Annotated in this window: 11 protein-coding genes and 1 other RNA gene; 4 read left to right on the plus strand and 8 right to left on the minus strand. The window is 64.2% G+C overall.

All coding sequences use genetic code 11. The annotated features are described in order from the left end of the window. The first annotated feature begins 5 nt into the window (after positions 1–5). The 4 genes from A9513_RS20325 to ssrA all read left to right on the plus strand — a co-directional run bounded on the left by A9513_RS20325 (position 6) and on the right by ssrA (position 5,899). The gene (locus tag A9513_RS20325; RefSeq protein ID WP_065085401.1) at positions 6–3,290 is read left to right on the plus strand and encodes a carboxyl transferase domain-containing protein; all 3,285 of its coding nucleotides are present in this window, start codon (positions 6–8) and stop codon (positions 3,288–3,290) included. A gap of 400 nt (positions 3,291–3,690) precedes the next feature. Further along, a complete protein-coding gene (locus A9513_RS20330; protein ID WP_065085402.1) occupies positions 3,691–4,704 on the plus strand; it encodes a sodium:calcium antiporter in 1,014 nt (337 codons plus the stop codon). Positions 4,705–4,790: 86 nt separating this feature from the next. Continuing rightward, positions 4,791–5,468, plus strand: a complete 678-nt coding sequence (locus A9513_RS20335; protein WP_024764811.1) for a type 1 glutamine amidotransferase domain-containing protein — start codon at positions 4,791–4,793, stop codon at positions 5,466–5,468. Positions 5,469–5,541: 73 nt separating this feature from the next. Beyond that, positions 5,542–5,899: a transfer-messenger RNA gene (ssrA, locus tag A9513_RS20340) on the plus strand. A 107-nt stretch (positions 5,900–6,006) separates the two neighbouring features. Here the strand turns inward: ssrA and A9513_RS20345 are convergent. The 8 genes from A9513_RS20345 to A9513_RS20380 all read right to left on the minus strand — a co-directional run bounded on the left by A9513_RS20345 (position 6,007) and on the right by A9513_RS20380 (position 13,759). Beyond that, the gene (locus A9513_RS20345; RefSeq protein WP_065085403.1) at positions 6,007–6,264 is read right to left on the minus strand and encodes a hypothetical protein; all 258 of its coding nucleotides are present in this window, start codon (positions 6,262–6,264) and stop codon (positions 6,007–6,009) included. Next, positions 6,261–6,614 carry a hypothetical protein gene (locus A9513_RS20350; RefSeq protein ID WP_255302878.1) on the minus strand — a complete coding sequence of 118 codons (354 nt, stop codon included), beginning with the start codon at positions 6,612–6,614 and terminating at the stop codon, positions 6,261–6,263. Before A9513_RS20350 ends, A9513_RS20345 begins: the two co-directional genes overlap by 4 nt. Positions 6,615–6,628: 14 nt before the next feature. Next, on the minus strand, positions 6,629–7,123 hold the full coding sequence (locus A9513_RS20355) for a glycoside hydrolase family protein (RefSeq protein WP_065085405.1): 495 nt from the start codon (positions 7,121–7,123) through the stop codon (positions 6,629–6,631). Positions 7,124–7,181: 58 nt separating this feature from the next. Beyond that, positions 7,182–8,471: a tail fiber domain-containing protein gene (locus A9513_RS20360; RefSeq protein WP_141678463.1), complete on the minus strand. Its 1,290-nt coding sequence runs from the start codon at positions 8,469–8,471 to the stop codon at positions 7,182–7,184. Between the two features lie 107 nt (positions 8,472–8,578). Next, the gene (locus A9513_RS20365; protein ID WP_065327737.1) at positions 8,579–9,253 is read right to left on the minus strand and encodes a hypothetical protein; all 675 of its coding nucleotides are present in this window, start codon (positions 9,251–9,253) and stop codon (positions 8,579–8,581) included. Continuing rightward, positions 9,250–9,531, minus strand: coding sequence for a hypothetical protein (locus A9513_RS20370; protein ID WP_065085408.1), 282 nt, complete (start codon positions 9,529–9,531; stop codon positions 9,250–9,252). Before A9513_RS20370 ends, A9513_RS20365 begins: the two co-directional genes overlap by 4 nt. Next, positions 9,528–13,094, minus strand: a complete 3,567-nt coding sequence (locus A9513_RS20375; protein ID WP_065085409.1) for a phage tail protein — start codon at positions 13,092–13,094, stop codon at positions 9,528–9,530. Before A9513_RS20375 ends, A9513_RS20370 begins: the two co-directional genes overlap by 4 nt. Positions 13,095–13,150: 56 nt before the next feature. Next, complete coding sequence (locus tag A9513_RS20380; RefSeq protein ID WP_065085410.1) at positions 13,151–13,759, minus strand: tail assembly protein; 609 nt, start codon at positions 13,757–13,759, stop codon at positions 13,151–13,153. Positions 13,760–13,762 lie beyond the last annotated feature (3 nt).

Below are 13,762 nucleotides of genomic sequence, written 5' to 3' on the forward strand. Positions count from 1 at the left end.
TCGCCATGCCCGTCTCCCGCTTGCTCATCGCCAACCGTGGCGAAATCGCCATCCGCATTGCCCGCGCCGCCGCCGAGCTGGGTATCCACACGCTGGCGATCTTCGCCGAAGACGACGCCGCCTCGTTGCACACTCGCCAGACCGACCAGGCTGCTGCCCTCAAGGGACGCGGTGCCAGCGCCTACCTCGATCAGCAACAGATCATCGACATCGCCCTGGCCCAAGGCTGCGACGCGGTGCACCCGGGTTACGGCTTCCTCTCCGAGAACGCCGACTTCGCCCGCCGCTGCGAAGCCGCCGGCCTGACCTTCGTCGGCCCATCGGCAGACGTGCTGGAGGCCTTCGGCGACAAGGCCCGCGCCCGCGATCTCGCCCGCGACCACGGTGTAGCACTGGTCGCCGGCAGCAATCACGCCACTTCGCAGCAAGACGCCGAGCGCTTCTTCCGCGAACTGCCCGCCGGCGCCGGAATGATGATCAAGGCACTGGCCGGCGGCGGTGGCCGCGGCATGCGCGCGGTGCGCAGCGGCGAGGAAATCCCCGACGCCTACACCCGCTGTCAGGCCGAAGCCCGCGCGGCCTTCGGCGATGATCGCCTCTACGTCGAGCGCCTGATCCAGCGCGCCCGACACATCGAAGTGCAGGTGATCGGCGACGGCCGCAGCGTCAGCCACCTGTGGGAACGCGACTGTACCCTGCAGCGACGCAACCAGAAGCTGCTGGAGATCGCCCCGAGCCCCAACCTGCACCCACGCCTGCGCGGCGCCATCCTCGCCGCCGCCGTGCGCCTGGCCGAGGCAGTGAACTATCGCGGGCTGGGCACCTTCGAATTCCTCCTGGACGAGGACAGCGGCGACTTCGTGTTCATGGAAGCCAACCCGCGCCTGCAGGTGGAACACACCGTCACCGAAGCGGTCACCGGCATCGACCTGGTACAGGCGCAACTGCGCATCGCCGCCGGCGCCAGCCTCGCCGAGCTGAACCTGACTCAGGCCGAGATTCCCGCGCCGCGCGGCCACGCCCTGCAACTGCGGATCAACCTGGAAAGCCTCGCCAGCGATGGCACACCGCATCTGGCCTGCGGCACCCTCAGCGCTTACGAACCACCCAGCGGCCCCGGCCTGCGCGTGGACGGTTACGGTTACGCCGGCTACCGCAACAGCGCCGGTTACGACTCGCTGCTGGCCAAGCTGATCGTCCACGGCAGCAGCGGTTATCCACAGCTGGTGCAGCGCGCCTACCGCGCCCTCTGCGAATTCCGCCTCGAAGGTGTGGCGAGCAACATTCCGCTGCTGCTCAACCTGCTGCGCCAGCCTGCAGTGGCGGACAACCAGGTCACCACGCGCTATATCGAAGAACACCTGCCGGCGCTGCTCGATGCGCAGGACCACACCCACCCGCACCGATTCTTCAGCCACGCCAGCGCTGCGCCGCAAGCCCAGCGCGCGAGTGAAGCCCCCACCGGCTGCGTTCCGCTGGCCACGCCCAGTGCGGGAGTCCTCGTCAGCCTGCAGGTGGCTCCCGGCGACGCCGTCGCCCTAGGCCAGACCATCGCCGTGGTCGAGGCGATGAAGATGGAGTTCGAGGTAAAGGCCGGCGCCAGCGGCATCGTCCATAGCCTGGTTGCCACCCCCGGCGATAGCCTCGGCGAAGGCGAAGCGCTGCTGTTCGTTGAGCCGGCCGACATCGCAGCGCAGGACCACGAAAGCAGCGCCGCCATCGCTCTCGACGCCATCCGCGCGGACCTCGCGGAAGTCATCGAACGCCACGCCATCGGCCTCGACGAGTGCCGCCCGGACGCTGTCGCCAAGCGCCACCGAAACGGCAAGCGCACCACCCGCGAAAACCTCGCCGACCTGCTCGATGAAGGCAGCTTCATCGAATACGGCGCATTGGCCATCGCCGCCCAGCGTCGTCGCCGCAGCGTCGAGGAATTGATCGCCAGCAGCCCCGCCGACGGCCTGGTCAGCGGCCTGGGCAGTGTCAACGCCGCGCAATTCGGCAACGAAAAGGCCCGCTGCCTGGTGCTGGCCTACGACTACACGGTGTTCGCCGGCACCCAGGGCGTGATGAACCACAAGAAGACCGACCGCATGCTGCACCTGGCCGAGCAATGGCGCATCCCGCTGGTGCTCTACGCCGAAGGCGGCGGCGGGCGCCCCGGCGATACCGACTTCGTCGGCGTGGCCGGGCTGGACAACATGAGCTTCGTCGGCCTGGCGCGGCTCTCCGGGCTGGTGCCGCTGGTGGGCGTGGTCTCCGGACGCTGCTTCGCCGGCAACGCCGCCCTGCTCGGCTGCTGCGACGTGATCATCGCCACCCGCGACACCAGCCTGGGGATGGCCGGCCCGGCCATGATCGAAGGCGGCGGCCTGGGCAAATTCTCCCCCGAGGAAGTCGGCCCCAGCGACGTGCAGAGCGCCAACGGGGTGATCGACGTGCTGGTGGAAGATGAAGCCGAAGCCACCCGTATCGCCCGCCAGTACCTCGCCTACTTCCAGGGTGACATCACCGACTGGCAGTGCGCCGACCAGCGCCTGCTGCGCCATGCGGTGCCGGAGAACCGTCTGCGCGTCTACGACACCCGCCAGGTCATCGAACAATTGGCGGACAGTGGCTCGGTGCTGGAGCTGCGCCGTGGCTTCGCCGCCGGAATGATCACCGCGCTGGTGCGCATCGAAGGCAAACCCTTCGGCCTGATCGCCAACAACCCCATGCACCTGGGCGGCGCCATCGATGCCGAGGCCGGCGACAAGGCCGCGCGCTTCATGCAGCTGTGCGATGCCTTCGACCTGCCGATCATCTCGCTGTGCGACACCCCTGGCTTCATGGTCGGCCCGGAGGCGGAAAAGACCGCCACCGTGCGCCACGTTTCGCGCATGTTCGTTACTGCCGCCAGCCTTACGGTGCCCTTCTTCACCGTCGTGCTGCGCAAGGGCTACGGCCTCGGCGCACAGGCCATGGCCGCCGGCAGCTTCCACGCGGCGCTGTTCACCGTGGCCTGGCCCAGCGGCGAATTCGGCGCCATGGGCCTGGAAGGTGCTGTCCGTCTCGGTTACGCCAAGGAACTGGCTGCCGTGGAAGATGCGCAGGAGCGCCAGGCGCTGTTCGACAAGCTGGTCGCCGCGGCCTACCGCAACGGCAAGGGCCTGAATATGGCGAGCTACCTGGAGATCGACGACGTCATCGACCCGGCCGACACCCGTCGCTGGCTGCTCCGCGGGCTGGCTTCGACGCCACGTCCGGCGCAGCGCCAGGGGAAAAAGCGTCCACTGATCGATACCTGGTAAGCCATGGGTTGAGCTGCGCGGCCGATCCGCTAAAATGCGCGGCGTCATTGGGGAGTAGCCGACCGTTCCGCGAACGGGGGCGACGTCAACACACTTGGCCCAAATCAGTTGACGATCTCGCGAGCTAGAGCAGAACAAGGCGAGAGCAGCGAAGAAAGCGCAGTTTACGAATAGTAAATGAGCATTTCTCAGCTGTTCTCAACGCAGTTATGCCGACGCGCAGCAGATCGTAGACGGATTTCAGGCCATGGCGTCGCCAGCAGACTAGCCTGGCAAGACCTTTGACCACGTGATCTCCGCAACGGCCGGGGAGATGCGTGGTCATGGGTACTACACCGGCCGGGAGCTTCACCGTGATGCACCACCCCATTCTTCGCTCCACCTGTCTGGAGCTGCACGCATGCTGACCTTCATCCTCGAACTGCTCGGCATGCTGCTGGTGATCCTGGTCGCCGCCGAACTCTTCACCAACGCGCTGGAACACTTCGGCGAACGCCTGGGTATCTCCGAAGGCGTCACCGGCTCGCTGTTCGCCGCCGTTGGCACGGCGCTGCCGGAAACCCTGATCCCGCTGCTCGCCCTGTTCGCCGGCACGAGCAACATCACGCTCAACGAGGAAGTCGGCGTCGGCGCCATCCTCGGCGCACCGCTGATGCTCTCTACCCTCTCCACCTGCCTGATGGCCTGCTTCGCCTGGCGCGCCCGCGGCCTACTCGGACGCATCCGCCCGGAACGCAGCGGCCTGCAGCGTGACCTGAACTTCTTCCTGGTCGCCTTCAGCTTCGCCACCATCGCCATGTTCGTACCAGCGCAATTGCGCTCCGTGCGCATCGCCCTCAGCGTGCTGCTGGTACTCACCTACGTCGCCTACATCACCCTGACCCTGCGCGCCTCGCGGAGCCTGGTGGACGACGGCCACGGCACCGAAGCCGACCACCACATGTACCTGTCGCGCATCGGCCTGCCGACCAACCTCGCCACCATCCTGCTCCAGCTGTTGCTGGGTGTGGCGCTGCTGGTGCTGGGCGCGAAGGGCTTCATCCATGGGGTGGAAGGCCTGTCGCACCTGCTGGGCCTCTCCGCGCTGCTGCTGTCGCTGCTGATCATCCCCATCGCCACGGAGCTGCCGGAGAAGATCAACAGCATCCTCTGGGTCCGTCGCGGCCGCGACACCCTGGCCTTCGGCAACATCAGTGGCGCCATGGTCTTCCAGGGCACCCTGCTGCCCGCCATCGGCATCCTGCTCACGCCCTGGCAGCCGCGCATCGAGGTCCTCACCGGCGTGCTGATCACGCTGGGCGCCGCGTTTTGGCTACGACTCAACGCCCAGCGCAGCAGTGGATTGCCGGTCTGGGTGCTGCTGCTCAACGGCGTGCTGTATGCCGCCTATCTGGGTGTCACCCTGTCGCGCTGACGCGCGCGGCTCATTGCCTACACTGACAGTCCGGGCTGCCGCTTCGGCGGCAGCCGCACGACTAGCGATACGCCGAAGGAGTGAGCATGAAAATCCTGGTAGTCCTGACCTCCCACGACCAGCTCGGCAATACCGGCAAGAAAACCGGGTTCTGGCTCGAGGAGTTCGCCGCGCCCTACTATGTCTTCAAGGATGCCGGCGCCAGCCTGACGCTGGCCTCGCCCAAAGGCGGCCAACCACCGCTGGACCCCAAGAGCGACGAGGAAGACGCACAGACCCCGGCCACCCTGCGCTTCCGCCAGGACAGCGAAGCGCAGGCCGCGCTGGCCAGCACCGTGAAGCTCAGCGAGGTGAAGGCCGACGACTTCGATGCCGTCTTCTACCCCGGCGGCCACGGCCCACTCTGGGACCTGGCCGAGGACCGCGCCTCGGTGGCCCTGATCGAAGCCTTCCACTCCAGCGGCAAGACCGTCTCCGCCGTCTGCCACGCCCCAGCCGTGTTCCGCCATCCTCGCGGGCTGGACGGCCAACCGCTGGTACAGGGCCGCCACGTCACCGGTTTCTCCAACAGCGAAGAGGAAGCCGTCGGCCTCACCGACGTCGTGCCCTTCCTCGTTCAGGACATGCTCAAAGCCAACGGCGCCCGCTACAGCAAGGGCCCGGACTGGCAAAGCCACGTCGAAGTCGACCGCGGCCTGATCACCGGTCAGAACCCCGCATCGTCCGAGGCCGTGGCCGAAGCCGTCCTGAAATTCCTGGCCTGACAAGCCTTTACACCGCCCCGGTGGCTATCGGGGCGGCTTTCCCGTAGAATGAATCCCGACCTTGACAGGTTTTGGGGCCGATTAGGATTCGACGCCGGTAACAAAACTCTAGGGGCATGCCGAGTAGGTGACAGTTCTCGTAAATCAGCTGCCACAACTTTATAGTTGCCAACGACGACAACTACGCCCTAGCAGCCTAAGTGCCGCTAGCAGACCCTAGGGGATGCCTGTAAACCCGAAGATTAGGTCTGTCATATAGAACAGGATCGCCGCCAAGTTCGCTGTAGACGTAACGGCTAAAACTCATACAGCTCGCTCCAAGCGCCCTGCCACTCGGGCCGCGAGGAGTTAACCTAGTAGAGATGGCTAAGCATGTAGAACCGACAGCGGAGAACTGGCGGACGGGGGTTCAAATCCCCCCGGCTCCACCAAACAAGCTATACAAATCAGGCACTTACGCTTAACGCGAAGTGCCTTTTTTGTGCCTGAATGGGCTGTTTTGGCTGGGGAATGCCAGCTTAATGACAGCCTGCCATTGTCACTGGCACGCCTGTACCGCCGCGCGCAGCTGTACCTCATAGCCCTTCCGCTGCTCCAGCTCGGCCAGCAAGGCGCGCACCTTGGTCTGCAGGCTGTCGCCTTTCTGCAGCGATGCCGTCGCCCAGGTCGGCACCTCTACTGCCGGCGTTCGACACGGAACCGCCACCGGCACTTCCACGCGCACCATACGCGGTTCAGGCTCGACCTGGGCTGCGCATCCCGCCAGCGCAACCACAAACACCAGAACCCACTTCATAGACCCAACTCCTTGTCGATCAGCGCCTCGACCACCGCCGCCGGGTCACCGTCGGCGCGCTCCTGCTGCAGACGCTGGGCGGCGGCGTAGTGCTGGCCGGCCTGCTGCTGGGCGCCGGCGATAGCCTGGGCAGCCTTCGCCTGCCGCTGCTCGGCCTGGTTGGCAAGTTCGCCGAGCTTGGCGCCCTGCTCCTTGGTCAACTCATCCAGATTGCCCCGAGCGGCCACGCACTGACCCTTCGCGTCATTGGCTGCGTCGAGCTGTGGCCGGTAATGCCCGGCCGCCAGCCACACACCGAGGCCCGCACCGATGACCACCAGCAGAAGAGAGGCCGGCGCCAGAAGGGCCAACTTCCATCCTGCGCTCACGCCACCACCCCGCCAGCTGCGCGGTACTGCTGCACCAGGTCCTCGAGCTTGTGTTCACGCTGGCCATAACCCGCGCCGGGCAGGCTCGCCCAGATATTCGCGCACTTCGTGATGGCATCGCGCACACGGCCCGCCTTGATGTCGTCCAAGGCGCGGCGCTCGCGAATCTGCTGGATTGCAACCCGGTCCTGGCTTTCCGGACTGAAGTCGCGCAGCTGCAGCAGGTCGCGGTAAGGCTTCCACCAGCGGAACAGGAGCTGATAGCGGCCAGCCGCAGTCGACTGCAAGCCCTGGGTGTTTACCTTAACCAGGATGTTCGGGTGCCCAGCGTAGTTGCTGAAAGTGTTCGGCGAGTTGATGCCGCCCACCACCACGTCATAGCCGTCGTCCTGGGTGTAGCGACTGGTCCGAGTACCCTCCGACCAGGCCAGCATATCCAGGAAGGCAAGCACGTTCTTGCCGCCGGCATCGGCAGCGCTGATTCTAGGCATGTTTTCTCCGGGCATAAAAAAGCCCGCCTAGGTGGCGGGCTTGATCAAGTGATCAGGATCAGGCGCTTTTCAGCAGAGCGATCTCGGCGCGGGCCTCATCCAACTCCCGGCGCATCTTGTGCAGCATGGCGATCATGTCGGGAATCATCTTCGTGTCATCTCGACCCTGGTACACCGGTTGCTCCTGAGTAAACGCCCACATGGCCCCATCCCCATAGATACTAACGTCGTCCGGCTCTACGACACCTTCTGCCACAAGCGTGCCATCCGGAAGCTGAACACTACCCACGCGGCGAACGGCATCCTTGGTTCCAGTGGCCGTATCCGGGTCAACCGCCTGATTCTCGTGAGCAATGAACCCCTTACCTTCCGACCCATCAGCTTTCCAATTCCAGGTAACTGGCCGGAACTCCATGATTCGCGCCGTAGCCTCAATCTCGTCGAGATCCAGTACGTTCTCCTTAAGGCGGTAGTCCGAACTAGTGTTGTAGGAGGTTGTCGTGCCACTAGTAGTAATGCTGCCCACTTGGGTCGGGCCGCTGTAGAAGGCTGAGACTGTTCCCGCGCCCCCGGCAGGTATTCCTACCTGCATTGGCCAGGTAGATAGCGAGTTGCTCCGCAAGATGAGCGAGCCCACCGCTTGGACGGAGAGTCCTGGGGAACCGGCGGCAATGGGATGTTCGTTGGTTGAGCCAAGCATAAAGGTGCCGCTGGTCGCGAACCTGGCCCTGTTGGTTCCGTTTACGTTGACGTCAATCGGCAATTGAGACCCTGACCCCGTCGCGCCGGATTGAATGAKGGTCGCCGCGGCCTGAGCGGATATCTGGATGTAACTCGCGTTATTGGGGTCGAACGAGTTCGCTGCCAGAAATGCAGAGTTAGTAGCGCTGCCGTTGGGTATAACCAGGACAACGGTCGAACCGTCCTTTACGCTGCTCTGGAACGCGCCTCGATTCGCGATTGGCGAACTGGAAAAGTCCGCCTGAATTCGCACCCCTTGCCCGGCCAGAACAAATGGCGAGCCCGACTGCCAGCTAGCGACAGGACCAAGGGAGGCCAGGAGTGCACCATACTGGTTCACAAACCCCCGCAGCGCGTCCGCACTATCCTTTACATAGCCCTGCATTGGCGCAATCGCATAGCTTCCAGTCGGGCTATTCGCTCCTTGGTAGTTTGGCTTGATGGACAGTACAGTGGCGCTGGAAACGTTGGTAACTTCGTACCAGAACCCATCCGGTCCACGAAAGGCATCGCCGACGCGGGCGTTTGCCGAGAAGCTGGTGCCAGTACCGGTAACAGTACCGCTATTGTTGGTCACCGCAACGGTGCCAGAAGAATACCAAGGCATATAGCCTCCTACTTTCAAGCGCGCAGCGACCCCAGCCGCCATCGCAACCGAATGAAATCGAAGGAAAGGGAGGGCAACCATGCCCACCAACGAAAAAGACGCCGGACTCACCCGGCGATGGCGGCGAGAATAAGCGGCCAATTAAAAGTCGGCGCGACGTTATCGGTCAGTGCGCTTACCGTAACCCTCATGTTGCTGTGATCGTCATCGACCCACGCCATGGTCAGGGTCCAGCCCTGTCCGCCGCCAAGGTTCGGGCGGCCATTGCAAAACGGGTTGGCCAGGAAGTACACGCCCGTTCCCAGCACAGAGCTACCGGTGAAGTCCCAGTACCAAGAGCTACCGATGCCGTACTTACTGCCCCGGCTCCACGCCCGAATGGCCCCCCAAAATCGCACCACCGGCCAACCACTATCGAAGGTGATACGCCCCGCTGAATCGCGTACGCGAATCCCCCAGCCGTCGCCCGCCGCTGGCGGGTTCACCCCAGCGGCAAAGTAGCTGCCGGAGCCAGCCAGGCCAGTCACCGGGTTGAAGCGAAAGCCCGTCCAGGCGCCGGCCGAACCGATGAACTCCAGCCGCTGGCATCCTGCCTTACCGTTTGGATTGAGGAACAGCATGGGCGGCGCCTGGGTCGCCACCGGCGACGGAAAGTTGACCGTAAGCCAGTTGGTTCCGGCGCCGTGGGAATAGGTGCCACGCTGCAAGACATGGGCAACACCATAGGTATCATCAACGATCACCTGACCACTGTCGCCAGTTACACGAAAACCCCAGCTCATCGGAACATTACCGCGTGAACCCGCAGCGGGTAGGCCGCCGGCGGGATGGTTATAGTGTTACCCGTCACGGTATAGGCGGGCAGTATGGTGAACTCGGGCACCGAGGCCTCGAAGTGACACCAGGCGGCGCCGTTCGCCGCATCGAAGTCGGGCAGGGTCAGCGTTAGCGGCTGACCCGTTACCGTAACCACCTGGGAATAGATGGTCCGCATGGAAAAGAGCCCTGTGTCGAGGCTCACCCCGCCGCCGGCAGTGCGAACGATAATGCCGTGACTCATGCGTTGAGGTTCCCGATTTTGACGCGCTCAACGCCACCGCCGTCATAGATGCGGATGACGTTGTTGCGAACTTCCATGCGGCCATCGGCGCCGGTGCCGTTGATTTCCAGACTACCGCCCTTGTCCAGCCGCCAGGCCGGGCGGCCGTAGGCATCCAAGGCGCTCGCCTCGATCACGTTGCCGATCTTAGCGTTACCGATACTCGCGTCTTGAATCATCGCGGAGTTGATGAACATCTGACCTCCGACGATGGACACCGGCGCCACGGCCTGGCCATTGCTGCTATTGAAGAACAGGAAGCGGTCAGCCTGGAACGCCAGGGAAGTCACACTGGTGCCACTGTCGAACCCCAACTGCCAGCCAGCGGCATAACGCTGTCCGCTGGAAGCTACCTGCAACTTGACGCTGTACAGCGCCTGAACGTTGCCATCCAGCGTGGCCACAGCCTGCTGGCTGGTCTGGATCGCGGCGGAGTTTTGCCCGACCGAGACGTTCAGCTGGTCAATCTTCTGCGCGGTCGCGGTGTTGCTGTCCGCCAATGCCACTTCAACCGAGCTGATTCGACTTTCGGATGTCGTGGTCCTGGCCTCCAGCACGGTTGCATGCTGCGCGATGGCATAGTTCTCCGACGTCCGAACTCGAACCTCTTCAGCAAACTGCGCCGTTGCGGCGGCTCCGCGCAGCGCATCCTGCAACTCCCCCTCTCCCGTATCGTCGCGATAGGTCGCATACAGGGCGTTCAGTTGCCCAGCGCTGACCTGTACCTTTCCATCTAAGCTCTGGATATCAGCGGTGTTCTGCTGCACCTGGACGGCCAACCCATTGGCAGATTCCACCGCCTGCCCGACATCTGACCAGTAAGCGGCGGCCGGTGGCGCCTCGCCAATCGGAACGTCCTGCCGCGCCTGGTAGAGGCGCTGCCCCTGGCGAACAACGTCGTTCTTCAGGTAACTCTTGGTCGCGTCATAGACCAACGCATCTACGAAGTTGTCGACCTGATCCTGCAGGTCAGTGATGGCTTGCTGAATGCCATCGATCTCGGAGAAGAACTCCTCGCCCAGCGCGCTCTCCACATACTCCTTCGTGATCAGCTCGTTGTATTCCGTGGCGTCCGTGGAGGTGATCCCATCCACCCAGTTCGACCAGGCGCCGACATTACCGGTACGGTCGATCAGGCGGCCTCGGAACGCGAGCCGCGCACCAGCCACCAGCGAAGTCAGCGTGTGCGTATCGGTCGGGTAGGCGAACAGGCCCAGCGCCGAGGCGGTCTGCTCGCTGCCACCTGGCGTGGTCGACTGCTGCAGCTCAGTGAACGCCGTGTCCTCTGCGCCCGCCGGGAATCCCCAGTCGAGCTGGATCTTCCAAGGCCCCGGAGTGGTACGCAGGAAAGCCAGCACCGGTGGCAGGCCGTCCTTGCCCACCAGGTCGGTCAGGACCGAGGTGCGCCAGGTCGACGTGATCTCGAAGGCGCTCACTGCACGCACGCGGGCCATGTAGGCGCCGGCGTAGATGCCGGTCACGTCGACACTGGTGGTGCCGGTGCGCGGCAAGCGAATCCAGTTGCCACTGTCCTTCTGCCACTCCACGTCGTAGGCCACAGCGCCCTCAACCGCGGGCCAGGTGATTTCCATGGTGCTGACTGCCAGGCCCTGGTCGATCGCCCAGCGCGACGTCAGCGTGACGCTGGCGGGGGGCTGCACGGTGGTGACCGGAATTACGCTGATCGGCCGCTCCTCCAGGCGCGCGCCGGTGTCGATGTAATCGAACTTGCTGGGGTTGTACTCCAGGCCGTAGATGGTCCAGTTGCCATCGTCACCGCGCTTGGTGCTCATCACCCGATAGAGCTGGACGGCCAGATCATCGGCGTCGAGCGCCCAGCACAGCTCTCGCTCAGGCGTCTCCGAATAGGAGGTGGTGACGGTCACCGCGCGCCCACTCACGGACTGCACCGTGCGAGCCTGGGCCGCACCGCTGGGCATGTTGATAATCAGGCGATCGCCGGCTTTCGCCTGGGTGTCGCGATCGAGGGTGATCACCCGCCCGGCCACCGCCGAGATCCGGCCGCCAATCTCCCGGCCGGCACGCAGCGAGTCCGCCACCGGGATGATGTAGCCGGGCAGCGGGATGCGCCCTTCCATGCCGGTGCTGAACGTAATGGTGCTGTCCTGAACGCTGGTCAGCACCACCCACTTCCCGCGGCGCTGAGCCTCGCTCTCGCGGGTGCAGCCGATGGCGCCCAGATCCACCGGATTGTCACCGTAGCGGCGCTGCAGCGCGGGATCGGAGTAGGCGGTAACGTCGGTGTCGTAGTTGTTCGCCGGGTTGTCGTAGCTGATCAAGGCGCGGCTGTAGCGGGTCTTCGCCGAGGCGCTGCCGTAGGTCATCTTCCCGCCGATCACGTTCGCCCGGGTGAACACGTAGTCGAAGTCGGCGGTACGCGGCATGTCGGCCTGCGATACCAGCTGCCCCTGCGCCCAGTAGGTCATACCCCGGTAGATGGCCGAGAGGTCACGCAGCAGCGTCCAGGCCTGCGCCCGGGACTGCAGGTTCAGATCGCACAGGAAGCGAGGTTCCTGACCGCCTTTGCCGTCGGGCACCAACTGGTCGCAGTACTGGGCAATCTTGTACAGCTCCCACTTGTCGACCATCCACGGCTTGATCCGCCGACCAAGGCCGAAGCGGTTGTTGGTGCAGACGTCGTAGGTGATCCACGCCGGATTGTTCGTCCAGGCCGATTTGAAGCTGCCATCCCAGACGCCGGTATAGGTGCGCGCCTCCGGGTCGTAGGTGGTAGGCACCTGCACCTTGCGCGCCTTGCAGTCGACGGTGACGCCCGGGATGTTGCTGAACTGCTCCGCGCTGAACTCGATGTAGAGCAGCGCSGTGTTCGGGTAGCGCAGCTTCGCGTCGATCACCTCSGTCATRCCYGAGATCAGCATGGTGTCGGCGATCAGGCTGCTGTTCTGGTTCGCCGTCAGCCTGCGCACACGCACCTGCCAGCCGCCAGTCGAAGTCGGCAGGTCGACGCGGCGCGAGCGCTCGTAGCGGCTGGTGGTTTTGCCGTCGACCGCCTCGCGCAGCACCTCGGCATAGGCGCCGCCATCGGTGCTGACTTCCACCGCGTACTCGATCCGATAGCCCTTCACGTCGCCGTTGGCTTCCTGCTTCTGCAGGGCCGGCCAGGCGAATCGCAGGCGCACAGCGGACAGCTGGGTATTGGTCACGGAGCGCACCCATGGGGTGTCGCTGCGCAGCTCCACGTTTACCGTGGTTTCATTCTCGACCGAGGGGATACCAGGGATGTAATCCTGGTCGACGCTGCCTGAGCGCCACTCCCATTTCACGCCGGGGAAGTTGACGTTGCCGCTGGCATCCATCAGCGGGGTGTTGTCCAGGTAGATATCCCGGTCAGTCGGAGTCCCAGCAAACTCGCCCTCCCCCACCGCCAGCAGCAACTTGGCGGTGGCGACGGACTGCAAGCTGTCGCGGGCGATCGATGGCTGTTTGGGCTTGCTGCTGCCGCCCTTGCGGCCCGTGATTTGCTGCTGAACGTCGGCGCCCATGCGTTTCTCCAGGCATAAAAAAACCGCCTCACGGCGGCTGTTCTTGGATAGTCAGATCAGGTCTTGTCTTCGGCGTAGACCGAGGCGCTGATGATGGCCCCACCCCAGCGTCGTTTGCCGAAGCAGAGCGGCACGGGGTTCCCGCTGGCGGTGGTGTTCCTCGCGCTGCCAAAGGCGTAGCTCGGCAGGTTCTCCGGGGCGGCGGACTGGCTGAGGCCCTTCGCCTGGGGGCTGAGCATCTGGACCACCCCGCCAAGAGCTACCGCCGCTCCAGCCTGCATGAGAGGAACGCCGATGGCGCCACCACCGAAAGCAGTGGCAACAGCCCCAACTGCGACCATAACCACACCGACAACAGTCTGCAGGGAGCCAGCGCGCTTGCTCCCCGAAATAACCGGGACGACGCGGATCTCCCTAGCCCCACTTGAACCGAACGATTCTTCCGCAATGTTCTTCCGATTCCGAAAAATCGCGAACCTCATCCCCAATCCCTGAAGGCGCAGAATTGCCTCCTTGAATCCGGGCAATGTATTGCGCAGCGCACTGAACGCCTCCTGCACCGAGCCCGTTTCCAATATCCTCCGATGCTCACGCCCAAACTCACGAACAAGCGGCCCCGACAACTTGATGATGGTGTGTGGTGATGTCCCCGTACATGCAGTCACGCT

The organism is Pseudomonas sp. AU12215 (assembly GCF_001675465.2).
Taxonomy (GTDB): Bacteria; Pseudomonadota; Gammaproteobacteria; order Pseudomonadales; family Pseudomonadaceae; genus Pseudomonas; species Pseudomonas nitroreducens.